Source organism: Youxingia wuxianensis, from assembly GCF_014385085.1.
GTDB lineage: Bacteria > Bacillota > Clostridia > Oscillospirales > Ruminococcaceae > Youxingia > Youxingia wuxianensis.
In genome coordinates this window covers 24,968-47,327 of sequence record NZ_JACRTD010000001.1, presented here as the reverse complement: position 1 = coordinate 47,327, position 22,360 = coordinate 24,968, and the positions used below count along the sequence as shown (strand labels likewise).

The following is a 22,360-nucleotide window of genomic DNA, read 5'->3' as shown; positions in this document are numbered from 1 at the left end:
AACTGTCTATTCCTCCGTGACGGCAGCGTTGACTTGTGCCGCTTCCCCTATGGTTCTGATTTTCGCACCGTCGCCCAAGCTTGGGTGCCAGGAGGAAATTACCTTATCCGCCGGAGACAAACCGGAAACTACCTGCGCCTTTTCCCCATCGGTTACGCCCAGTTCAATAAATACCTTTTTCGCCGTATCCCCGTCTGCAACATATACAAAAGGCTTGTAATCTTCATAGTAAACATTGCTTACAGGAAGAAGAAGTCCATCTTCCGCCCGTTCGGTATCCACACTCACTTTAACTGAAATCCCGGAAAGCAAGCTGCCGTCCCCGTCATCGATACGAGCTTTGATTTTAAATAAGCCGCTGGCCTGATCCACCATTGTCGCTACTTCAATAATAGTTCCCTGATAGGCCTGGGAGCCATTTTCCACCGTAACCTTATCTCCTGTTTCCAGATTGCCTACTACATTGGCCGGCACGCTGAAAGTAACCACCATAATCTCTTTGTTGGATACCACGTAAGCCGGGGACTGAGGGGAAGTCATATCCAACGGGTCTACATTTTTCGCTTCAATAACGCCGTCGATAGGCGAATAGATTTTTGTGTTTTCCAACTGCTGTAAAGCGCTGTCATAAGACGCTTTTGCTTGGTTGATCTGGGCCTCCGCGGTCGCTTTTGCTTCCGGAGCGGAACGTTCTTCCAAAATCCGCAGCAATTCCTGGCTGCTCTGGTAAGCAATGCTGGCGTTTTTCTTGGCGGTTTCCAGCTGTTCATAGTTGGAATCATACCCCTCGTCTAACGCTTCATATGCCTTAACTGCCGCTTGATAAGAAGCATTGGCAGCAGTAAAATTATCCTCTGCTTTTTTACGGCTGGCATCCTTTTCCTGCAGATCTTCCCATGCCGCTTTCTGATCAGGATTCGCGTCTCCCGGATCGCTTATATCCTCTCCATAGGTTTGTTTATAATCCGAAAGTGCGGTTTCATACTCCGCTTTCTTTTCTTCCTTTTCCCTCTGTGCCAGATTTACCCCGCCCAGGAGCATATCCTTCTGGTCTTCCAGCGCTTCCAGTTGGTCGTCAAACCTGTCATCATACTCGTGATAGGCGTCCGATGCGTTCAGATAGCTGTTTTTCGCGGACTTAGCCGACGCCTGCGCCTGGACCATCTGACTGTCGGTACCGGTGAGCTGCTGTTGGACGGAAGCCACTGTCAAATTATAGGCCGCCGCGGCCACATTAACCGAAAGTTCAATATCCTGCGGGTCAACTTCATAAAGAAGATCCCCTTTTTTTACGGTCTGCCCCACCTCAAAATAAGTATTCAATACCTGGCCGGACACTTTTGGCAGTACCGACACCGATTCATTTGGTTCAATTTTTCCTATGTACTCTGTGGTTAATACCAAATCTCCCTTTTGAGGAGAATCTGTTTGCACCTCTATGGTTGAATCCACCGCTGCAACCGCATCATTCTCTAATCCGCTTGCGATACGATATACGATCAATCCCAAAACGCTCACTACAATGACGCTTGCCACCGCGACGATGATCTTCTTTTTCTTATCCATTTATAAATAACCTCCATTAGACCAAACTGTTGTGCTCAGGAATGCTGGATAGAATTTCCGTAACCATGTTTCTTTCCTGATCCTTACTTATTAAAACCGATAGATTATGTCGTATGTGCTCTAAAAATCTGCGCAGCAGGACAATTTCTGTCTCAGAAAATTGGAATAACAGCTCCTGCTCCATCTGCATCATCATTCGTTTTACTCGCTCGGCAATTTTCCGCCCTCGTGCGGTCAAATAAATGCGATAAATCCTTTGATCGTTTTCATCATGTTTGCGCTCAATCATCCCCAACCGTTCCATACGTTTAATCATCACAGTAACAGTGGGCGCTTTTACGCACAGCAAGTCTCCCAACTCTTTTTGACTTAGGCCGTCGTGCTTCTCCAAGACATGCAGCACCGGAAGCTGGCCAGGGTGGACATCTACATTTTGAAGCAACACATACGCCCGGGCAAAATATAGCCGCATTATCTGTGAAAGCTGTTCGGCAAATACATAACCGGAAAGGGTATTTTCTTCCATAGAAGGCGATCAACTCCCGCAAAAATTAGTTAGAATGCTAAACATATTTTAATCTCACGTATACAGAAAGTCAACATATTTACATCAATTTTCTATCACATATGGCGAAATAACAACAAAATAGTTTATGCTTAAAACTATTTTGTTCATACCGACGAACACGCTTCCCTCCTTGGTGAAAATGATAAAACAAGCAGGATTCCCCCTTTTATGGTACCATGGGTGAGCGCCAGCCGCAACCGGAAAAAACTTTAAAATATCCTGGTTATAAATGTAAAAGCCTGTGTAAACAAAGGACATTTTTTCCAAAATAACTTCTCTGCTGCGACAGGAAAATATTGGCGCCGAATCTCTCTCAACTATGCGTTTTTTGAGTTTTTACAAAAACGGCTTATATCGTCCGCTCCTTTCATATATTGAACTATAAGGAGCGAACCGCCATCATGAGAAAACTCAAACTTTTTTTAATCAACGCTGCGATTTTAACCCTCACTTCCCTGGTAATACGCACCACCGGGGTTTTCTTCAGCGTCTATATTTCCAATAAAATCGGCGCCCTCGGGATGGGACTGTATCAGTTAATTATGTCTGTTTATTCTTTCGCCATTACCGTGGCCTCTTCCGGCGCCGGCCTGGCCTCTACCCGTCTGGTAGCGGAAGAATTGGCCCATGGCTCCCATACCGGCATTAAGCGCGCTATGCGGCGCTGTGTTTGTTACAGCGCCTTTTTCGGGCTTTTGGCGTGGGCGCTGTTATTTTTTAGCGCGCCTTTTATCGGAGAGGTGTGGCTGGGGGACCACAGAACGATATCATCCTTATATCTTCTTTCTATTAATCTGCCTTTTTTAGCGGTGGCCTCCACCTTCAGCGGATATTTCACCGCTATGCGCCGAATCAGTAAAAATGCCTGTGCTCAGATTGTGGAGCAGTTTATTCGTATTACCGCTACTGTCTGCCTTCTGCAGCTGATGGTTCCTTCTGGACTGGAATATGGTTGTATCGCAGTTGTACTGGGAGGTTCCATTTCAGAAATCGGCTCGTTTTTCTATTTACTTCTGCTCTTTCTTCGCGACAAACGAAAGCTTCCCAACGATGGAAAAAGCGGCAAACGACTGACCCCGCGGTTATTGGGGATCGCTCTTCCCGTAGCTTTAAGCGCCTATATCCGCACAGGTCTTTCCACCATAAAACATCTTATGATTCCTAAAGGCCTGCAAAAACACGGCGGCTCTCCAGAAAGCGTTCTCGCTCAATATGGCATGGTCAGCGGCATGGCGATGCCGGTAATCATGTTTCCCTCCGCTTTCCTGTCTGCATTTTCCAGCCTGCTGGTACCGGAGGTTACCGAATGCAACGAACAAAAGCGCTATGAAAGAATCGATTATATTATCTCGCTGGTTTTCCAAATTAATCTGTTTTTTTCCATTGGAGTGTGCGGTGTTTTGATGTGTTTTTCCAACTCGCTGGGGGATATTATCTATCACAGTCAGGAGGTGGCCGGATATATTAAAATTCTTGCTCCTTTGGCAATTTTGATCTACCTTGACAATTCGGTTGACAGCCTGTTAAAAGGGCTAAATCAGCAGATCAGCGCTATGCGTCATGATATTTTTGATTTGATGGTGAGTATAGTGCTGATTTGGTTCCTGCTTCCCTTATATGGAATTAAGGGATATATTATCGTTATGTTCACCAGTATGCTGATCAACATCTCTCTGAGCATCAACAGCCTAGTCTGTGTCACCAGCTTCCGGATACGTATCTTTCAATGGATTTTAAAGCCTGCCTTTGGCATCATTGGTGCTGTAGCAGTGGTTGAATTGATCGAACGTTTCACCTTTTTAGGAAAAGTACATACCGCCGCTTCCCTCACTTTATCTATTCTTCTGACCTGTCTGATCTATTATTTTTTTCTGCGTGTCACCGGCTCTATAACCTCTGATGAGATTAAAACCATCAAAAAAATGCTCCGATAAAAAAACCAGGATGCTGCGCATCCTGGTTTTATTTTCTTTGTGAGAATATACATCCGCAGTACTCCTGCCGGTAAAGGCCGTATTCCTTGGAAAGCTCCAAGGAGCGTTTGTATCCATTCTTTTTTTTGAAATCAGAATATAAGTAGCTTACCCCCAGTTCCTCTTCCAGACTCCTGCCGATCTCATTGAGCTTTTGCGCGTTTTTATGAGGACTGATTGATAGAGTGGTGGTAAAATAGTCAAAACCATGCTCTTTTGCCAGAACAGCCGCTTCCCGCAGGCGCAGCGCATAACAGCAAAAGCATCGTTCTCCGCCTTCCATTTCCTGCTCCAATCCCCGTACCGCCTCATAAAACCGGACGTCCTCATACTCTCCCGCTATAAATTTTACCGGATATTTCCCTGGCTTTGCCTGTGTTAAAAAGCGCTCCTGTTCCTGCCGCCGGCGGTCATATTCCTCCCGGGGATAGATATTGGGATTATAGTAAAACACGGTAATCTGAAAGAAATCCGACAGGTATTCCAGTACATAACTGCTGCATGGCGCACAGCAGCTGTGAAGCAAAAGAGTCGGCGCTTCCGCCTTCTTTTCCAGCGCAGCTAAGGTCTTGTCCAGCTGCTGTTGATAGTTTATCGTCATCTGCATGAAAGTTCGTCTCCTAAACATATAAAAGCGAAGAACACGGCATACTCCGGGTTCTTCGCTGATTTTTCTGGTTTATATAGCAGCCGCCGCTTCCTGCGGTCTAAGTTCCGGGAGCAGCTGCAGCACCAAATCCACACAGGCAGTTAGTGAATATACGAAATCCACCCCATAGGAAGGCGCCACCTTCACATATTGATCATGGAGATTGTTGATCTGTTCATATAAGGTCGCCTGGCAGTCCAGCTCCGCCGCATTTGCAATTAAATCAATCGCATGCAACATATCCCGCCGTTTATAACCGTAAAACTGCATTTTTACTTCATATTTTAGATGGCCGATTTTGCTTCCGTCAAAATATTCCGCATGGGCATAACAGAAAAAATCGGACATGAAATGACAAAGAATTCCCAAATGTTTGCTGTATTCCTCTACCGTCATATTCCCTTCGTTTTCAATTAAGTCCTGTGCCCGTTCCATTACAAGATCATAAATATCCTTCTTAAAATGGGACAGCTTTAACAGAGATGGAGCAATATCCGGCATGACATTCCAAGTAACAAACGTCTTTTTATCCAGCTCCAAACCCATGGTATGGGTAAAATATTTATACAAATATCTACCCATGGTTACATGTGAAAACAAGTTCAAAATCCATACACCGCTTTCATTGATAGTAAAAGGGATTTATTCCAATTTCGGCGGGAAGCCGCAGGCAGGCTCCTCCTGAAGCACTACCGGTCCAACTATCGGCGCCGTTAATTTCTTTTTTGGCAGGCAGGCCAAGAAACTAGTCACCAAATCCTGTACGCCGTGCCTGTAAAGTATCCGTACCGAGATCCACAAAGTAATTAAATAAACCGCCAAATTAATCATGGACATAACAATAATAATCATATCATAATGTTCCATCCATGTGGTCCATGGGTAAGAGATCATATTTTCCATCACAATAAAATGGCTGATAAACGTAATCACAGTGATCCCCATATAGCTTATAAAAAGCAGAAGGCTTTTGTGTATAAAGCAGGCGATCAGCCCAAACGCTAACACCGGAATTTGATACCGTTCGTGCATCCGGGTGGTAAACATAAAGATCGTCTGCATAAATATAAACCCTAACAGCCAGACGCTTTTTTCACTGGCGGTAAAATAAAAGAACAAGAGCATCATCAGACTCAGCCCGATAATCATCATGCTCAAATTTTCCGCAGTAAGATTTCCAAACAGTACTACGTCTGCATACTCATAGTTCAGGCCATTAGCGCCATAATAGTTAAACGCATTGAGGCAGGCGGCAGGATACTGTTCAAAGCCGCCCATATAAATTTCAAACGGCAATTTCCAGCCGCTTCTCATCATAAACGGCGCAAATATGCCAATCGCTACGCCCGCCCCTGCCGTAATCGTCTGTCCGATCTTTTTTCCGCGGTAGCTGGTAAGAAGATATAATGCGTACAAGGGCGCAAAATACAGCGACTGAAATTTCATCAGACAAGCCAAAGTCATCACAATCCCTGACCATACAGGTTTATGGCCGGTCAAAAGGAAAAATGCCAACAGCAGTAAAAAAATCATAATACTGTCTGTTTGTCCCCAATAAGAGGAGTTCATAATAATTGTTGGATTTACCGTCCAAAGGCTGGCGGCCATCAGCCCAGCCAGTTTGCTGTGCCTGCGGAGAACCAGGTAAAGCAAAGGAATCGTAGCAATATCGAACAGCATCTGCCAGCCTTTGAGCGCCAGCATTTTAAAAGATTCCAGTTCATAGACCCAAGGCATTTCCAGCAATTTTCCCGTGATATAAAGGGGAAAAATAAACAGAGGCGGATAATCTAAATTGGAAACGTTTTCGTATACTCCGAACAGGTCCTTCACAGCCCCTGCGGACCAGTCTACATAAAAACTCAGATCAAAATAATGGACCCTGTGATAAGCCGCCGCAAAACGCACTAACGTACCAGAGAGCACCAAAGCGGCTAAAAACCAAAAAATATGTTTTTTCGTTAAATGAAAATTTAAAACATCTTTATTGTCGTTTAATTCCAATTCTATTCCGCCATTCTTTCGCAGATCTGAAAAAATCCCAGACCTCCGATTATACTGATACTAACATAGGTTTGTGTTAGTGTTCAATAGTATATATGTATTTTCTGTAAACTTTTTGAACGGTTTTACAAATATGCTTAAATTCACGACTGCACAAAGCAAGTTGTTGTGAATATGTACTCATTCTCATAGTTGAGATAGCCATCTATTTCCACGCTGGAAAAATATTCTTCCAACCGCATGCTATCCCGGAAATTCTGCGCCGCTTGCTGGCTGTCCGCCTTGCTTTTGATATAAAAATGACTTCCGTCCTCTTCAAATTCAAAATCCTCAATCACAATATCATTTTCTCTGGCACAGCGGGAAATCGAGCCAAATTGAGCGACGCTCTGTCCTGGAATAAACTCCATGTTGCTCACAACTCCCGCCAGAGCGTCTATATATTTTACAAACAAGTCGGCCGTCTGGGGATCTGTTAACAGCTGGGTTACCTTACCTTTTTCCTGTTGGGTGAAAAAGCGCTCCACAATCTGGCTTTTCATCAGCTCGTCCTTCATTCTTTCCACATGCCACGCAAGAAAGGAGCCGGCAAAAATTATTATAACCAGACATAGCAGCGCAATCCATGGGGCGCCTTTTTTATGTCCGAATATTCCCGCGGCTTTTTCCGCCACTGCGCTTTTGTTCAGCACCAAACACCCTCACCCTTTGCGTTTTGTCTTAGCTTAGGTATTCCTCCAAGCAAAGTCCCTGCTCCTTGATCGCTTTTGCCGCCTGCTGTCCCACATATCGGTAGTGCCAAGGCTCATAATCAATTTTAGTAATTTCCACCTTGTCTGCAGGATAACGAAGGATGAACCCATACTCAACCGCGTGCTCGCTCAACCACTGGAACGCCTTGGTCTGCTCAAATCCGCTATCCAAATTTTGATAGGAGGGCGTCACAATGTCTGCCGCCAGCCCGGTCTGATGCTCGCTGGTACCTGGTTTAGCAATCAATTTAGCGGTTTCTACCACCGCCTGCTCATAGCTTTTCCCGCCGTTCATATAGGCATCCACGCTGTTGTTAAAAATTCTTTCCTGGGAAGAGTAAGGACGGTAAGCCGAACAAACCAACAGATCTACTCCGTCCGCTTTCGCATCGGCGATCATCTCTATCATGATATCCGCCACCCGCTCTTCCATCTTATATCCATTTTGTACTTCCTTGAGTTCCGGTTCATACCCGTCTGGCAACGGATTTTCAAAATTGGCCAAGACCAGCATCCAATCCTCTGTTGTTTCCGGGGCCAGGTCGGTTTCTGAGGACGAGTCTGCCTCTGGCGGCTGAACGGGTTGATTTTCCTGTGAACTGCTAAAGGGCGCTTCCTCAGGTTCACTCTCCGGCGGACTTTGAAGTTCCTGCTTTTCTTCCCCCTGGGAAACAATAAATTCCGAATCAGAAGAAGTTGGCAGCTCCTGTTCCTGGGGGATAGAGCGGAAAGAACAAGCATTCAACGCCAGCATTATTAAAATTAAACCTGCAATTTTCTTTTTCATATTTTACTCCATTCCATTTTCCATGGACAGCCTGGCGTCCATCATTACATTATCCCCTGATGCTGAAATTTTATGTCAGATATTGTTTGTTTCATACATAATGGCCGAAAGAGCGCACAAAGGCGCCGTTTCACACCGTAAAATCCGCCTGCCTAAACTCAGGCATAAAAGTCCCTGTTCTTTGCCCAGGCGGGCCTCCTCTTGGTCAAAACCTCCTTCGCTTCCCACCAAAATGGAAATTGCCCCCTCGCCGCGCTTTTGAAGAGCAGCTTTCAAAGGCTGGTCTGCCAGCTCATAAAACATAATCGGCAGAGCATCCTTTTTCATCTCCTGAACCGCGTCGGAAAATCCCAACAGGGGATCTACCGGCGGCACTTTTCCTCTGCCGCACTGTTTTGCCGCTTCCAGAGCAATCTTGTTATACCGCTCCAGTTTCTTTTCCATAGACTTTTCATTGGGCCGGGAAACACACCTTTTGCTCATCACCGGTACAATCCGGGAAACTCCCAATTCCACCGCCTTTTGAATGATCAGTTCCATTTTCTCTCCCTTGGGCAGCGCCTGGTACAATGTAATATGGATATCCGGCTCCCCTCGGGAAGGGCATTTTTCTTCTAACGCCACTGTTACCTGATTATGCTCAAGCGCAGAGATTTTCCCCTTATAATCCCAGCCCGCCATATCGCACAGGGTAATCTCCTCCCCTGCGCGCATACGCAAAACACGGGAAATATGTCCGGCGTCCTCTCCGGTAATTTTTGCGGTGCCGCCCTCAATATCAGTGGTAAAAAACCTTGGCATTATTGCACCTTCCTCTTAAAGAAGATCTTGCGGCGCGTCGGCAATTCTTTTCACCGCCAGCGCTACCCAGCCGCCTGACTGCCTGCGTTCATCTAAAATATAACCCGCCCCGGCCAGCGCGTCAATCACATCCATCTCCCGGGTATCAATAATACCGGAAGCGATAAACGTCCCTCCTTTTTCTAAAAGGCCGTCCAGTTGAGGGACCAAACGGATAATTACGTCCGCTACTATATTGGCAGAAATCACATGAAACTTTCCGGTAACTTTCTGGGTCAGGTCGCCGCAATGAAACGTAGCTCGCTCCTCCACCTGATTCAGACGAGCGTTCTCTTCGGCCACTTTGACCGCTACCTGATCGATATCGCAGCCTACAGCGCTTTTCGCTCCCAACAGCAGAGCCGCCACCGCTAAAATACCGCTGCCGGTGCCGATATCCAACAAATTGGTATCCTTATCGACATACTGTTCCAACAGCTGCATACACAGCCGAGTGGTATCATGGGTACCAGTGCCGAAAGCCATTCCCGGATCCATCAGCAAAACTACCTCTTCTTGCTCAGGCGTATATTCCTCCCAGGAAGGGCAAACCACCAATCGATCACTGACCTTCGTAGGATTATAATACTTTTTCCAGGCAGTCGCCCAGTCTTCTTCCTCTATTTTATCTGTCTCAATCTCATAAGGAATCTGCTCTTTGTTCAGCCGTTCTTCCAGGAAGGAGATGGCCTCCAAAGGGCTTTCCTGCGGACTGATATATACATGGATTACAGCGGTCTCCCTGTCCCGATCCAAAAGTTCCTGTTCAATCAGGTCCACATGAGCAATCTGGGGAACCTGCTGCTCAATATCAGAATAATCTTCGATATAAATGCCATAGGGCACCACCATGTTAGCAATAGCCGATGCGGTTTCCACCCTCTTTGCGGGGATTTTCACTCTAACTTCACTGTACTGCATAAATTACCTCCGATAATTCTGTCCTGATTTTCATACGCGGCACAACAACCCATAGGATTGATTTTTATTATAGTACAAAACCTCCCGTTAGACAACGGGAGGTTTTGTAAAATTATTTCATCGCGTCCTTTAACTTGTCGAAAAAGGACTTGCGCTTTTCATAGTTTTTGTCGGTCGCCAGCTTTTCAAATTCTTTTAAAGCGTCCTTCTGTTTTGTGCTCAGATTGCGGGGAACCTCGATATTTACCTTCACATACTGGTCTCCCCGGCCCTTGCCGTTTACATATTGGATTCCTTTATTTCTCAGCCGGAATACCGTTCCTGACTGCGTTCCTTCCGGAACATTATATTTCACCTTGCCATCAATGGTGGGTACCACAATTTCATCTCCCAGTACCGCTTGGGTATAGGTGACCGGAATATCGCACCATACGTCGAATCCATCTCGTTCAAAAAGCGGGTCCGGACGAATGGTAACCATAATATTTACATCCCCTGCGGGCCCGCCGTTTAAGCCCTGATCCCCCTGCCCCCGCAGGACAAAGGTCTGTCCGTCGTCGATCCCGGCGGGAACGCTTACTTCCAGGGTTCGGGTTTTTCTAACTCGGCCCATACCGCGGCAGTCGGGACAAGGTTCTTTGGTTATCTTGCCCTTACCATTACATTTAGGGCAAGTGCGGGTAGTCTGAATTACGCCGATCGGTGTTCTCTGTTGTACTCTTACCTGGCCGGTACCGCCACAGTCAGAACAGGTTTCCGCAGTTGTCCCTGCCTTAGCGCCGCTGCCGGAACAGCTGTCGCACTTTTCCAGCCGCTGTATCGTTACCTTTTCTTTGGTGCCTTTTGCGGCCTCCATAAATGACAGGCCAATGGTAATATTTACATCGTTGCCCCGGATCGGCGCATTGGGATTACGTGTACGGGTACTGCCGCCAAAGCCGCCTCCGAAGCCTCCAAAAAAGCTGTCAAAAATGTCACCCATATCAAATCCGAAGCCTCCGGCGCCGCCAAAGCCTCCGGCTCCTGCCCCGCCGGCACCATAGGACGGATCTACACCCGCATGGCCGAACTGATCATATCTGGCACGCTTTTGTTCGTCAGAAAGAACCTCGTAAGCTTCATTGACCTCCTTAAACTTGGCCTCTGCAGTCTTATCCCCTGGATTCATATCCGGATGATACTGCTTGGCTAGTTTCCGGTAGGCCTTTTTCAGCTCGTCATTGGAGCAGCCCTTTTGGACTCCCAGCACCTCATAATAATCACGTTTTTCAGCCAACTGCTTCACCTCTATTTCATACAGGAAATTCTCAAATTAAGTAAACTCGGCGATAAGGCGGAAGCCAAGCTCCGCCTTATCTCCTTTAACTCAGACCTGTTTATTTTATTCTTTCTTGCCATCCTCGTCAACCTCTTTGTAATCAGCGTCTACATAGCCGTCGTCGCCAGGCTGCCCGGAGGTCTGTTCCCCGCCGGCCGCCTGCTGGGCTTCCTGCGCCTGCTGATAGAGTTTCGCGGACATATCATAGAAGTCTTTTTGCAGTTCTTCCTGTTTGGATTTGATCGCTTCAATATCCGTACCTTTCAGCGCTTCCTTTAAAGCTTCAATCTTCGCGGTTACGTTGGTCTTTTCCTCTTCAGACACTTTATCTCCCAGGTCTGTCAGGGCTTTTTCGCTCTGGTAAACCATCTGGTCCGCGCCGTTTCTGATATCAATCTCTTCCCGGCGTTTCTTATCTTCTTCCGCGTACGCTTCCGCATCCTTTACCGCTTTTTCCACATCGTCTTTGGACATGTTGGTAGAAGAGGTGATGGTAATATTCTGTTCTTTGCCGGTACCCAAATCTTTTGCGGTTACATGAACAATACCGTTGGCATCAATATCAAAAGTAACCTCAATCTGGGGAACGCCGCGGGGTGCTGCCGGGATACCGTCCAAACGGAACATACCTAAAGTCTTATTGTCTTTTGCCATCTCGCGTTCGCCCTGAAGCACATGGATTTCTACCGAAGTCTGCCCATCGGCTGCAGTGGAGAATATCTGGGATTTTTTGGTCGGGATTGTAGTATTTCTTTCAATGATTTTGGTGCATACGCCGCCCAAGGTTTCCAATCCCAAAGAAAGCGGAGTAACATCCAAAAGCAACAGGCCTTTTACATCGCCGCCCAGAACGCCGCCTTGGATCGCAGCGCCAGCAGCAACACATTCATCCGGGTTAATTCCCTTGAACGGATCCTTGCCAATAAAGCCTTTTACCGCGTCCTGTACCGCAGGAATACGGGTGGAACCGCCCACCAGCAATACTTTATCAATTTCAGAAACTTTCAAACCGCTGTCCGCCAACGCTTTACGCACCGGTCCCATAGTGGCTTCCACCAGATCGGCAGTCAATTCGTTGAATTTCGCTCTTGTCAGAGTAACTTCCAAATGTTTTGGACCTGTGGCGTCCGCCGTGATAAACGGCAGGTTGATATTGGCGGTAGTCATGCCGGAAAGTTCAATCTTGGCTTTTTCCGCAGCTTCTTTAAGCCTCTGCATAGCCATTTTATCATTTCTCAAGTCAATGCCGCTGGATTTCTTAAATTCATCCGCAAGGAAATTAATCACACGTTCATCAAAATCGTCGCCGCCCAATTTGTTGTTCCCGTTGGTGGCCAACACTTCCTGTACGCCGTCGCCCATTTCGATGATAGATACATCGAAGGTACCGCCGCCCAGATCGTATACCATTACCTTTTGTTCATGCTCTTTATCAATTCCATACGCCAAAGCCGCCGCGGTTGGCTCATTAATAATACGTTTTACATCCAGCCCGGCGATTTTCCCGGCGTCCTTAGTAGCTTGACGCTGGGAGTCGGTAAAGTAAGCCGGTACGGTGATGACCGCCTCCGTCACTTTCTCGCCCAGATAAGCTTCCGCATCGGATTTTAGCTTCTGCAAAATCATCGCGGAGATTTCCTGCGGGGTGTAAGATTTTCCGTCAATATTCACTTTATAATCGGAACCCATATGACGTTTGATAGAAGATACGGTGCCGTCCGGATTGGTGATCGCCTGACGCTTTGCCGCCTGGCCTACCATTCTTTCACCATTCTTAAACGCTACGACAGACGGGGTTGTTCTCGCCCCTTCAGGGTTTGCAATAACAACTGCCTCGCCGCCTTCCATGACCGCTACACAGCTGTTAGTTGTACCAAGGTCGATACCAATGATTTTTCCCATAATCTATTCCTCCAATTAACTTAAATAAAATGTACTCGTTTTATCCTTATCGGCTTTGCGCCGGAAGATACATCAGTTTGCTACTTTTACCATCGCGTGGCGGATAATTCGCTCGCCCAGTTTGTAGCCCTTTTGAAACACTTCCGTGATCGTATTGGCTTGGAGCGCCTCGTCTTCCACATGCATTACCGCATTGTGAAGATTAGGGTCAAACTGTTCTCCCACCTCTCCAAATTCCTCCGCTCCCAACCGGCTGAAGGTTTCTTTAAAAGAGGTTAATATCATTTCCACGCCTTTTTTATATTCCCCATCGCTGCACTCGGCGGCCAGGGCGCGCTCCACAGTATCCACTACCGGTAAAAACTGCGCCAGCACGCTGGCGGTGGTAACGGGAGCCAGAGCATCTTTTTCCCTCTGGCTGCGCTTACGGAAGTTATCATATTCCGCCAGAGTACGCAGAAGCTTATTATTTAAATCTGCAATTTGTTCTTCCAAAAGCTGCTTTTCTGTTTTTTCTGGCGGTTCAGGAGCCTGGGTTTCTTTTGGCTGCTGCGAGGAGTCCTGTTCCTCCATTTGCTCTGCCTGGGGAACCGTACTCTCCGTCTCCTGTTCTAATTCCTCGTTCTTTTTCTTATCAGACAATCTATTCGCCACCTTAATTTATAATTGTAACCTTATTCCTGTTCTTCAAAAGTTTCCGCCAACAATCTTCCCAGGGTGCGGGAGAAATATTCCAAATGAGGAATAAGTTTTGCATAATCCATTCGGATCGGTCCGATAACGCCGATAGCGCCTGAGTTTTGCTCGCCGATTTTATATTTAGTAACAACCACGGAAGTATCCGAAAGCTCCGAGCGGCTGTTCTCCTTGCCGATGGTGATAAATACCGCATCCTGTTTGGATGCGATTACCCCCAGCAGCTCCTCCCGGTTGGACATGGTCACCAGGAGTTCGTGGGCGATTTCCCCTAGTTCCCGGTAGCTTAACAGGTTCTCTGCGCCGGAAGTATAAAACTGTCCGTCATTGATCTCCTTGCACAATTCATAGATCGCCGCCAGAAGCGGAGTAAACAATCTGGAATAATCCCCTAAAGTCACCGCAATGGAGTTGATGTACCACTGAGAAATGTCGTTTAAGGATTTCCCTGCCAAGCGTCCGTTTGCAAAATTATTAATAAAGTTAACAATGTCCATGTTGACATTGAAATCTACCCGGCACACTTTGCTTTTGATAACACCGTTGGTAGCGATAATTAGTATCAGTACGGTCCTAACGCTTACCGGAATGATCTCCACCCGTTTCACCAGCACGGTTTTCGGAGTGATGGTGGTGGAAATAGTGGCGCAGTTAGTATAATCCGCCAAAGCAGCCGCCGCATCTTCCAGCAATTTATCCGGGTCAGGATCGCGTACGTTAAACAAAGCATCAATTTCGCTTTTTTCTTCTTCCGACAGGGGTTTACAATGCATCAGCTGGTCCACATAAATTCGGTAACCCAGATGGGAAGGCACCCGCCCCGCAGAAGTATGCGGCTGTTCCAGAAGTCCCATATCAAACAGCGCGGCCATATCATTTCGGATAGTAGCCGGAGACACCTGAAATCCCAGCTTGGCGCTGAGAGTTTTGGAGCCCACAGGCTCGCCGGTATCAATGTATGTTTCAACGATAGCGGTCAAAATTTGCAGTTTTCTGGGATCAAGCTTCATTGAATACCACCTCGCAACTTCCGCCGCTTGCCCAAGCGTTTCTTAGCACTCCATCATTTCGAGTGCTAACAATTATAATGTACCACACTTTTATAAAAAGTCAAGGGAGTTCACAGAATATTTACACAAAATTAGCACTCGATGTATTCGAGTGCTAATATAGGGCGTTTATAACATTTTTGTAAAAAGTTATTTGTGCATATTGACATTTACCAGGAAATGTTGTTTAATATAAGCGTACAGAAAATGTATATTATTTATTAGGAGGTCGTTATTATGTTTATTAAATCCGTAAAACTAGATACTGCGGAGGACCTTCGCCAGTTTATGTATCTTGCTATGCAGACTCCAGAGGACGTAGGCGTACATACCGCAGACGGAAAAATTGCCGATGCGAAATCCATTTTGGGGCTCATGTCCCTAGATTACACCAAGCCGGTCAAGGTGGTAACCGAAGACTCCCACTTTGTGAAAAAAATAGGCAAGTGGATCGTGGAAGAGTAATCTCTCTTTCATTCATTTCGCGCAACAACACAAAACAGGTATCCCGCATCAGCGGCGATACCTGTTTTTTCACGATGTTCATCAGCATAACTTTTACCTTACCATACAGAACTGTTTGACGTCGAAGTCTTTCTGTACGGTCTCGAAAAGCCGAAACCCGTAATGTTCGTAAATCCGTACATTTTTTTCATTATGAGTTTCCAATGAAGTCGCTAGCTCATTTTGGTCGGCGTATTCAAGCACCGATCTCATAAGCTTACCCGCGATACCTTTCCCCTGCATAGAAGGACGTACCGCAAAGTATTCGATGTGCACGCGTTTGTCATTTTCGATGTCGTCCGTCCATGCGGAATTCAAATAATCTCTGCCTTTGGCAAAGTTCCACAACGTCCGCAGGGAAGTGTCATCTTTAATGAGGGTACGCATGGTTTTGAGCACATAAAGGAACGAAGAATAGCAGTACTTGAGTTTGCTGTACGGCTCAGACTCATCAACAACGACAATTACGCCGTTTACGTCCTTACTATCCGCATATACCTCGCAGTTCTCAAAAATATCGTCCAAATCACAACTGAAAATATCCGGCAGCATTTTTTTTCTTAACTCGCGCTGTGGAATAAGTTGACAGTACAACGGATCTTCTTCAAAACATTCGGTCAATAAAGCCTTGAGTTTCTCCGCATCGTTTCTGTCCAGTTTGACTAGTTGGTCTGTTTTCACAGTTTCACTCACCTTTTAAAATTTTTGGAAAATTGTAATGCTGAAAAGTTAGGCGAGTATTGTTATACCATAGTTCCACCCCTAATTTGTATTACCAGATTAGAGTTGTTCTTTGGACATTAATATTATATCATTTTTTCTTTAAAATGGGCAACTTGCTAATCGTGCAATTTTCCTAAAAAACCTTTACAAGCCTGGACACACTTCCATCTCTTTTTTAAAACCTTTGTTTTTCTCTGTTTTTCCCTGTATTCCTTTTAATTATGTAGATTTTGTGTTTTAATTAGAGAAGGCCGCTAAAATCTTTGGCAGTTTTTCAGGCGCTATTTTAGATAAGAATATAATTTTTCAATATTCTGGCGAATTTCCCTCACATAAGGCGCATAATCCGAGCTTATCAAGCCATGCTCTAATTGAGCGGCCGCCTTATCCATGTTGCAAACACATTCTTTTAATCCTTCTATAGTCTGTCTGCCAGTTCTCTCATCACACATAGCTTATTCCTCATTTTCCATTTCCAGCATAAATAATGCGTCAATAATATCCAGTAACTGCTTTTGTTTTTCTTTAGGCACCCGCATCAAATAGCTGACATATTTTTTAACAAGCATACTTTCCTCCTGAGAAAGTTGCTGAGCCTCATTTTCCACAAGGAATATACTCGCTTCTACATTGAGAACATGCGCTATTCTGTTTATTGTTTCCACCGTAGGATTGCTCATTCCCCGTTCAATGCTTCCAAGGTGGGAAACACTCATTTTCGCGCGGAAAGAAAGCTCTTCTTGGGTAATCCTTTGAGCTTCCCGCAGTTTCTTTATATTTCTACCTATTATTCGCACCATATTCATCACTTATACCTTATACTTAAGATGATTATTCTCCCCTTATAGTATAAGTGAATTAAAATTACCGACCAGACTATATATTACAGGTGATATATAGTGTCCTTGCCCGAGAAACTTTTCTCATTTCACAGCCAAAAAAAATCAGTGCAATCTATTGACAAAATGGGACAAACTAGATATAATTAATAACGCACTGTTTAAGCCAGATACCTTATTCGGGAGCTTAGCTCAGCTGGGAGAGCACCTGCCTTACAAGCAGGGGGTCACAGGTTCGAGCCCTGTAGTTCCCACCATTGTTGGCCTGGTAGTTCAGTTGGTTAGAACGCTAGCCTGTCACGCTAGAGGTCGTGGGTTCGAGCCCCATCCAGGTCGCCATTTTGCCTTTGTAGCTCAGTTGGTAGAGCAGAGGACTGAAAATCCTCGTGTCGTTGGTTCGATTCCGACCGAAGGCACCATTTCTGCGGGTTTAGCTCATCTGGTAGAGCGCCACCTTGCCAAGGTGGAGGTAGCGAGTTCGAGCCTCGTAACCCGCTCCATAAAAAAGAAAAGGGCGCCTTTGTAATTATAAGACGTCTTTTTTCATATAATAGCATATGGCGCCATAGCCAAGTGGTAAGGCAGAGGTCTGCAAAACCTTTATTCACCAGTTCAAATCTGGTTGGCGCCTCCAAAAAAACCATGGATTTTTCCATGGTTTTTTATTTTTGCGGACAAATGAAATGATCCCTTCCTTAAAAAAGCCCCGCTCCTCTCACTATTTATTGATGCGCTCCAGTTCCAGCAAAAATTTTTTCATTTTCAGCCCGCCTGCATAACCGGTTAAAGAACCGTCCTTTCCTATCACCCGGTGGCAGGGCAGAAAGATGGAAAGGGGGTTTTGGGAAACGGCCCGTCCTACTGCCCGGCTGGCGCCGGGGCGCCCCAGGGCCTTTGCAATTTCACTGTAGGTTTTTGTTTCCCCGTAAGGAATTTCTTTAAGTGCCCACCAAACCTGACATTCAAATTCCGTCCCTCGCGGACACAAAAAAATATCAAATTTCTGTCGTTTGCCTGCCAGATACTCTTTTAACTGAGCAGCCGCCTGCTTTAAAAGAGGAGTTTCTTCTTGCGTAAACTCTTTGGGCGATACCGTATTTCCAAAAAACACATTGGTAATTGCCCCATCTTCCTCTGCCAGTCCGATCTTGCCGCAGGAAGTGTCATAAAAATAAGCCCGTTTCATAGAAAACGCCTCCCAATACCTATTCTATTTTCATTATAGTTTTCCGGCGTTAAAAATACAAGATCCCTTACAGCGCCAGAATTTGTTTTCAAATCTCTTCCAATACCGATATTCCATATTCCGTATTTTCTTTTTTATAAATTCCCCTGCGCCCCCGTTGGTAATACCATTCATATTATAGGTTAGAAATCGATTTCTCAATGGAAATTTAGTACAAGATTTACAAGACCCCACGGGTACTTTATCTTCCAATAAGAAGCACCGCTGCCTGGGGGCAGCGGTGCTTCTTTCGCTATTCTTTTTTTAGCGCATTCTGCTTCCACTGAAATTCATATCCTACCTTGCGAAACGTCACCAGACAATTCTGATAATCCTCCAGTTTTTTTCGAAGACATTTTATATGCGTATCGATGGTTCGTTCGTTTCCTATATAGCTTTTCCCCCATACGGCACCCAGTATCTTTTCCCGAGGCACAACGATATTTTTATGACTTACCAGATAATACAGCAGGTTAAATTCCCGCGGAGTAAGCGAAATCTTATTTCCGTCCAAAGAAAACTCATATTTTCCCCGATCCAGGGTAAGTCCGCCAAGGGAGATCCTTTGTTGAAAGTTCACTCCGCTTCTGTGCAGTAGTGCCTGCAGCCGTACGGATAGGATTTCAAGGTTAACGGGTTTTTTTAGACACACGTCCGCTCCGCTTTGGTAACAGGCATATTGCTCTTTATCGCTGTTGGAATTGGTGAGCATAATAATGGGAATCAACGATTTTTTCCGAATTTCACTGCACACGGCACAGCCGTTTCTTCCCGGCAGCATATCGCTGATAATTGCCGCTTCAAACGCTTTGTTCTTTTCATATTTTTCCAACGTTTCCGCGCCTTCCTGGGTCTGTACTACATAATATCCCTGCATAGACAGGTACTGGGATATTTTTTTCCGGGAAATTTCTTCCTCTTCCGCGAACAATATCGGCGCAAGTCGTGCCGGGGTCATCGAAACTCCTCCGGTATCACCGGCATATCGCTGGTTTGAGGCTGTTCTTTCTGGTTGCGGCGAAAAAGGGATTTCCTACCGGATTTATAGCCTTTTTTCCTTCTGTCCTCACCGTCAAAAATCAGATACATCGTAGGAATTAACACCAAGGTTAGCAGCGTGGAAACCGATAATCCGCCGATCACAACCACTGACATGGACTGCATCATTTCCACCTCGCCGCCGATTCCAACGGCTGTAGGCAACAGTCCAAGAACGGTAGTTAAGGTGGTCATTAGAATTGGCCGCAGGCGGGTTCTTCCCGAGAACAGGAGTGCATCCCGGGCGCTTAGGCCCTGTTCCTTACGTAAGATATTGGTATAATCAATCAAAATAATCGCGTTGTTCACTACGATACCCACCAGCATAATAAGACCGATCAAAGAAGTCATACTAATCGACTGACCGGTAATAAGAAGTCCCAAAAATGCCCCGGTCATAGCAAAGGGTACCGACAGCATAACTACCAAAGAAAATTTTATGGATTCAAACTGCATTGCCATAACTACAAATACTAAGAATACAGCTATCGCAAGGGCATTATAAATCTTACTGAACTCCTGATTCATCGTCATCATCGTGCCCCCCTGCTCCACTGTGATCCCATCCGGAAGGTCCATCTGATTTACCCGGGCGGCAATTTGATTGGACAGGTTGGTATCCGATACGCCGGTGGCTGTCTGCCCAGTAATAGATACCTGATAGTCCCCATTGCTTCTCTGAATTTGTGAGGGGCTGTTATTATAGATAATTTCCGCTACATCGGTCAGCGGGACCTTGCCTGCGCTGCCGGTGGAGATCATAAGTCCGCTTAAATCGCTTACGTCCTTATACCGATCTTCTGGATACATCACCTGAACGCTGTATTCCTGATCGCTGGTCTGCAAGGTGGTGGCTTCGATTCCGGAAATCGTATTTTTGACCGCAGTGACAATCGCTGACGGTGTGGTGCCAATGGCTGCCGCCTGGACCGCATCTACTACAATCTCCGCACGGGGACTTCCATCAGAAAGACTGGTCGAGGCTGATTCAATCCCTTCAAAGGAAGTCATCAACGCTTTCACCTCATTGGCTGTCTCTTCCAGCACATCCAGATTGCTCCCCTTCAAATTGATCGTAACCCCTCGGGAACCGAACGACATGCTGCTTTGCTGCTCTACTTCTACGCTGCAGTCATCTATATTGGAAGTGAGGTCTCTCATAGTAGAAACAAAGTCATCCGTACTCATGTCTCGCTGGTCTTTAAGATAGACTGTTAAGCTGGCGGAACCGCCGTTTCCCCGCATAGAGTAACTTTCCACATCTTCCTGGGCCGCTACAATCTCTTCCAGCTGCGTCATAATCTCATTAGTAGCGTCAATATTCAGTCCGGTTTTTGTAGTAACCGAAATGTTGATGGAGCCTTCGTCGGACATAGGCATCAGTTCCATATCAATCTGGGTAAACATAAGCGCCGTACCGGCCAGAAGGCACACGGCGATAATGATTACCACCGTTTTATGACTAAGAGCAATCTTCAGTACAGTACTGTACTTTTCTTCCAATTTATGAAGCCATCTATTAACGAAGATATCCTCTTTCTCTACCGGTCTAAACTTCACAAATAACAGAGGCACCATGGTAAGGGCTGAAATCAAGGAAGCGGTCAAAGAGAATACAATGGTAAAACCAACTTCTTTAAACAGCTGACCAGACATCCCGTTCATTAAAGCGATAGGCAGGAATACCACAATCGTGGTAATAGTAGAGGCAATTACCGAGCTGTTGACCAAATTCGCACCTTCAATCGCCGAATCCTCAAAGCTTCGGTATTCGTCCCGGGAACGAAAACAGCTGTCCAATACAACGATAGAGTTATCCACCATCATACCAATACCAACTACCAGCCCACCCAGGGACATAATATTGAGCGTCATACCGAAAACTGCCATCAAAACTAGCGCCGCGAATACGGACAAAGGCATGGAGGTTGCCACAATCAAAGCGGCTCGCCAATCTCCCAAGAATAAGATCAGTACCAGCATTGAAAGAGTGAGCCCTTGTATCAGGGTGGAAACCACATTCATAATATTCTCATAGATAGTTTCCCCGCTGTTATTGGTAATGGAAATAGCAAGGCCTAGCCCTTCGCTGTTTAACTGTTCCACCTTCTCTTTTACTGCGTTGCAAATCTCAATGGTATTGGCGCTTTGGTTTTTGGATACAGATAAGCTGATATTGTCCATTCCGTTATAACGGCTGATAGAGGACATGGACTGTTCCGCCATCTGAACATTTGCTACGTCGGATACATGGATAATATCTCCGGATTTTAAAGAGATCGGGATATTTTCCAGGCTCTCGTAGGTATCATAACTTACACCGCCCTGCAGAGTAAGATCTACCTCCCCCCGGCTGATCTCACCGGCGGTAATATTAAAGTCGGCAGAGGCGATGGCATTGGAAATATCGCTCATAGTAAGGCCATATTGTTCCATCTCCTCTTCTTTTAGTTCAACTTGGACATATTCCCTGGTTCCTCCCTGCATAGAAACTTCCGAAACCCCAGAAATTTTTTCAATTTCTGGCACAACGGTATTTTCTATATAGGAGTAGATATTGTCATCGGAGGCTGCTTGGATGGAAAGGTCCATAATGGAGGAGCTGTCCATACTCATCTCCATAATAGTAGGGTCATCCGCCGAATCTGGCAGCCGTAATCGGGTCAGGGCCTCGTTGATCTCATCATATTTCTCGTCCATATCCGTATTATAATCAAATTCCAGCGTAGTCATGGAAGAGCCTTCCGAAGAACGAGAGGTCATACTTTCCACATCACTGATCGCGGACAGGGCGGATTCCACCACGTCGGTAACCAAGCTGTCCACCTCATCCGGGCTGGCGCCCTCATAGCGGGTCATAACCATAAACACCGGCATGGACATTTCCGGAGTTGATTCTATTTCCATTCCGAAAATGGAGGAAATTCCAAATACGATCAACATCAGTACGCACATGAGTACCGATACCGGCCGTTTTACTGCTAATCTTGGAAGCGTCATATCCTC

The 22,360-nt window shown here is 45.9% G+C and carries 21 protein-coding genes and 5 tRNA genes; 7 read left to right on the top strand and 19 right to left on the bottom strand.

The genetic code is table 11. The features are described 5' to 3' along the window. Positions 1-6: 6 nt before the first annotated feature. Together H8705_RS00265 and H8705_RS00260 are read right to left on the bottom strand one after the other, a co-directional pair. Complete coding sequence (locus H8705_RS00265; protein ID WP_262393878.1) at positions 7-1,566, bottom strand: efflux RND transporter periplasmic adaptor subunit; 1,560 nt, start codon at positions 1,564-1,566, stop codon at positions 7-9. A gap of 16 nt (positions 1,567-1,582) precedes the next feature. Continuing rightward, positions 1,583-2,092 (bottom strand): MarR family winged helix-turn-helix transcriptional regulator, encoded by a 510-nt coding sequence (locus H8705_RS00260; protein ID WP_262393877.1) that lies wholly within the window; start codon positions 2,090-2,092, stop codon positions 1,583-1,585. Between the two features lie 443 nt (positions 2,093-2,535). Between H8705_RS00260 and H8705_RS00255 the strand changes: the two genes are divergently transcribed. Continuing rightward, complete coding sequence (locus tag H8705_RS00255; RefSeq protein WP_262393876.1) at positions 2,536-4,068, top strand: putative polysaccharide biosynthesis protein; 1,533 nt, start codon at positions 2,536-2,538, stop codon at positions 4,066-4,068. Positions 4,069-4,096: 28 nt separating this feature from the next. Here H8705_RS00255 and H8705_RS00250 read toward each other — a convergent pair whose 3' ends face one another. From H8705_RS00250 to hrcA, 11 genes are all read right to left on the bottom strand, one after another. Further along, positions 4,097-4,714, bottom strand: coding sequence for an epoxyqueuosine reductase QueH (locus H8705_RS00250; protein ID WP_262393875.1), 618 nt, complete (start codon positions 4,712-4,714; stop codon positions 4,097-4,099). Positions 4,715-4,786: 72 nt separating this feature from the next. Then, positions 4,787-5,362 (bottom strand): zinc dependent phospholipase C family protein, encoded by a 576-nt coding sequence (locus H8705_RS00245; protein WP_262393874.1) that lies wholly within the window; start codon positions 5,360-5,362, stop codon positions 4,787-4,789. 36 nt (positions 5,363-5,398) lie between these two features. Continuing rightward, positions 5,399-6,760, bottom strand: coding sequence for a glycosyltransferase family 39 protein (locus H8705_RS00240; RefSeq protein ID WP_262393873.1), 1,362 nt, complete (start codon positions 6,758-6,760; stop codon positions 5,399-5,401). 143 nt (positions 6,761-6,903) lie between these two features. Then, positions 6,904-7,452, bottom strand: coding sequence for a hypothetical protein (locus tag H8705_RS00235; RefSeq protein WP_262393872.1), 549 nt, complete (start codon positions 7,450-7,452; stop codon positions 6,904-6,906). Positions 7,453-7,480: 28 nt separating this feature from the next. Then, the gene (locus tag H8705_RS00230) at positions 7,481-8,299 is read right to left on the bottom strand and encodes a M15 family metallopeptidase (RefSeq protein ID WP_262393871.1); all 819 of its coding nucleotides are present in this window, start codon (positions 8,297-8,299) and stop codon (positions 7,481-7,483) included. Positions 8,300-8,374: 75 nt separating this feature from the next. After that, the gene (locus tag H8705_RS00225; RefSeq protein WP_262393870.1) at positions 8,375-9,100 is read right to left on the bottom strand and encodes a 16S rRNA (uracil(1498)-N(3))-methyltransferase; all 726 of its coding nucleotides are present in this window, start codon (positions 9,098-9,100) and stop codon (positions 8,375-8,377) included. Positions 9,101-9,115: 15 nt separating this feature from the next. After that, on the bottom strand, positions 9,116-10,060 hold the full coding sequence (gene prmA, locus H8705_RS00220; protein ID WP_262393869.1) for a 50S ribosomal protein L11 methyltransferase: 945 nt from the start codon (positions 10,058-10,060) through the stop codon (positions 9,116-9,118). 112 nt (positions 10,061-10,172) lie between these two features. Continuing rightward, positions 10,173-11,336, bottom strand: a complete 1,164-nt coding sequence (gene dnaJ, locus H8705_RS00215; protein ID WP_262393868.1) for a molecular chaperone DnaJ — start codon at positions 11,334-11,336, stop codon at positions 10,173-10,175. Positions 11,337-11,441: 105 nt separating this feature from the next. Further along, positions 11,442-13,280: a molecular chaperone DnaK gene (gene dnaK, locus H8705_RS00210; protein WP_262393867.1), complete on the bottom strand. Its 1,839-nt coding sequence runs from the start codon at positions 13,278-13,280 to the stop codon at positions 11,442-11,444. A 72-nt stretch (positions 13,281-13,352) separates the two neighbouring features. Further along, positions 13,353-13,922 (bottom strand): nucleotide exchange factor GrpE, encoded by a 570-nt coding sequence (gene grpE, locus H8705_RS00205; RefSeq protein WP_262393866.1) that lies wholly within the window; start codon positions 13,920-13,922, stop codon positions 13,353-13,355. Between the two features lie 32 nt (positions 13,923-13,954). Continuing rightward, the gene (hrcA, locus tag H8705_RS00200; RefSeq protein WP_262393865.1) at positions 13,955-14,986 is read right to left on the bottom strand and encodes a heat-inducible transcriptional repressor HrcA; all 1,032 of its coding nucleotides are present in this window, start codon (positions 14,984-14,986) and stop codon (positions 13,955-13,957) included. Between the two features lie 276 nt (positions 14,987-15,262). Between hrcA and H8705_RS00195 the strand changes: the two genes are divergently transcribed. Continuing rightward, complete coding sequence (locus tag H8705_RS00195; RefSeq protein ID WP_262393864.1) at positions 15,263-15,490, top strand: HPr family phosphocarrier protein; 228 nt, start codon at positions 15,263-15,265, stop codon at positions 15,488-15,490. A 93-nt stretch (positions 15,491-15,583) separates the two neighbouring features. Here the strand turns inward: H8705_RS00195 and H8705_RS00190 are convergent, their stop codons facing one another. The 3 genes from H8705_RS00190 to H8705_RS00180 form a co-directional block, all read right to left on the bottom strand. Beyond that, on the bottom strand, positions 15,584-16,210 hold the full coding sequence (locus tag H8705_RS00190; RefSeq protein ID WP_262393863.1) for a GNAT family N-acetyltransferase: 627 nt from the start codon (positions 16,208-16,210) through the stop codon (positions 15,584-15,586). 323 nt (positions 16,211-16,533) lie between these two features. Further along, positions 16,534-16,704 carry a hypothetical protein gene (locus H8705_RS00185; protein ID WP_262393862.1) on the bottom strand — a complete coding sequence of 57 codons (171 nt, stop codon included), beginning with the start codon at positions 16,702-16,704 and terminating at the stop codon, positions 16,534-16,536. Between the two features lie 3 nt (positions 16,705-16,707). After that, positions 16,708-17,058, bottom strand: a complete 351-nt coding sequence (locus H8705_RS00180) for a helix-turn-helix domain-containing protein (RefSeq protein WP_262393861.1) — start codon at positions 17,056-17,058, stop codon at positions 16,708-16,710. A 214-nt stretch (positions 17,059-17,272) separates the two neighbouring features. On the opposite strand from H8705_RS00180, the gene H8705_RS00175 reads away from it, so the two are divergent. The 5 genes from H8705_RS00175 (at position 17,273) to H8705_RS00155 (ending at position 17,725) form a co-directional block, all read left to right on the top strand. Continuing rightward, positions 17,273-17,348, top strand: a tRNA-Val gene (locus H8705_RS00175). Between the two features lie 5 nt (positions 17,349-17,353). Next, positions 17,354-17,430 (top strand) — tRNA-Asp (locus H8705_RS00170). 4 nt (positions 17,431-17,434) lie between these two features. After that, positions 17,435-17,510: transfer RNA gene (locus H8705_RS00165), tRNA-Phe, on the top strand. A gap of 5 nt (positions 17,511-17,515) precedes the next feature. Beyond that, positions 17,516-17,591, top strand: a tRNA-Gly gene (locus tag H8705_RS00160). 59 nt (positions 17,592-17,650) lie between these two features. Next, positions 17,651-17,725 (top strand) — tRNA-Cys (locus H8705_RS00155). Positions 17,726-17,809: 84 nt separating this feature from the next. Here H8705_RS00155 and H8705_RS00150 read toward each other — a convergent pair. From H8705_RS00150 to H8705_RS00140, 3 genes are all read right to left on the bottom strand, one after another. Continuing rightward, on the bottom strand, positions 17,810-18,277 hold the full coding sequence (locus H8705_RS00150) for a methylated-DNA--[protein]-cysteine S-methyltransferase (protein WP_262393860.1): 468 nt from the start codon (positions 18,275-18,277) through the stop codon (positions 17,810-17,812). Positions 18,278-18,569: 292 nt separating this feature from the next. Beyond that, positions 18,570-19,274: a response regulator transcription factor gene (locus H8705_RS00145; RefSeq protein ID WP_262393859.1), complete on the bottom strand. Its 705-nt coding sequence runs from the start codon at positions 19,272-19,274 to the stop codon at positions 18,570-18,572. Then, positions 19,271-22,354, bottom strand: a complete 3,084-nt coding sequence (locus tag H8705_RS00140; RefSeq protein WP_262393858.1) for an efflux RND transporter permease subunit — start codon at positions 22,352-22,354, stop codon at positions 19,271-19,273. Before H8705_RS00140 ends, H8705_RS00145 begins: the two co-directional genes overlap by 4 nt. Positions 22,355-22,360: the final 6 nt, after the last annotated feature.

Coding starts and splice junctions, on each gene's coding strand:
- H8705_RS00265 (WP_262393878.1), bottom strand. CDS start 1,566: ATGGATAAGAAAAAGAAGATCATCGTCGCGGTGGCAAGCGTCATTGTA.
- H8705_RS00260 (WP_262393877.1), bottom strand. CDS start 2,092: ATGGAAGAAAATACCCTTTCCGGTTATGTATTTGCCGAACAGCTTTCA.
- H8705_RS00255 (WP_262393876.1), top strand. CDS start 2,536: ATGAGAAAACTCAAACTTTTTTTAATCAACGCTGCGATTTTAACCCTC.
- H8705_RS00250 (WP_262393875.1), bottom strand. CDS start 4,714: ATGCAGATGACGATAAACTATCAACAGCAGCTGGACAAGACCTTAGCT.
- H8705_RS00230 (WP_262393871.1), bottom strand. CDS start 8,299: ATGAAAAAGAAAATTGCAGGTTTAATTTTAATAATGCTGGCGTTGAAT.
- H8705_RS00225 (WP_262393870.1), bottom strand. CDS start 9,100: ATGCCAAGGTTTTTTACCACTGATATTGAGGGCGGCACCGCAAAAATT.
- prmA (WP_262393869.1), bottom strand. CDS start 10,060: ATGCAGTACAGTGAAGTTAGAGTGAAAATCCCCGCAAAGAGGGTGGAA.
- dnaK (WP_262393867.1), bottom strand. CDS start 13,280: ATGGGAAAAATCATTGGTATCGACCTTGGTACAACTAACAGCTGTGTA.
- hrcA (WP_262393865.1), bottom strand. CDS start 14,986: ATGAAGCTTGATCCCAGAAAACTGCAAATTTTGACCGCTATCGTTGAA.
- H8705_RS00195 (WP_262393864.1), top strand. CDS start 15,263: ATGTTTATTAAATCCGTAAAACTAGATACTGCGGAGGACCTTCGCCAG.
- H8705_RS00185 (WP_262393862.1), bottom strand. CDS start 16,704: ATGTGTGATGAGAGAACTGGCAGACAGACTATAGAAGGATTAAAAGAA.
- H8705_RS00180 (WP_262393861.1), bottom strand. CDS start 17,058: ATGAATATGGTGCGAATAATAGGTAGAAATATAAAGAAACTGCGGGAA.
- H8705_RS00150 (WP_262393860.1), bottom strand. CDS start 18,277: ATGAAACGGGCTTATTTTTATGACACTTCCTGCGGCAAGATCGGACTG.
- H8705_RS00145 (WP_262393859.1), bottom strand. CDS start 19,274: ATGACCCCGGCACGACTTGCGCCGATATTGTTCGCGGAAGAGGAAGAA.
- H8705_RS00140 (WP_262393858.1), bottom strand. CDS start 22,354: ATGACGCTTCCAAGATTAGCAGTAAAACGGCCGGTATCGGTACTCATG.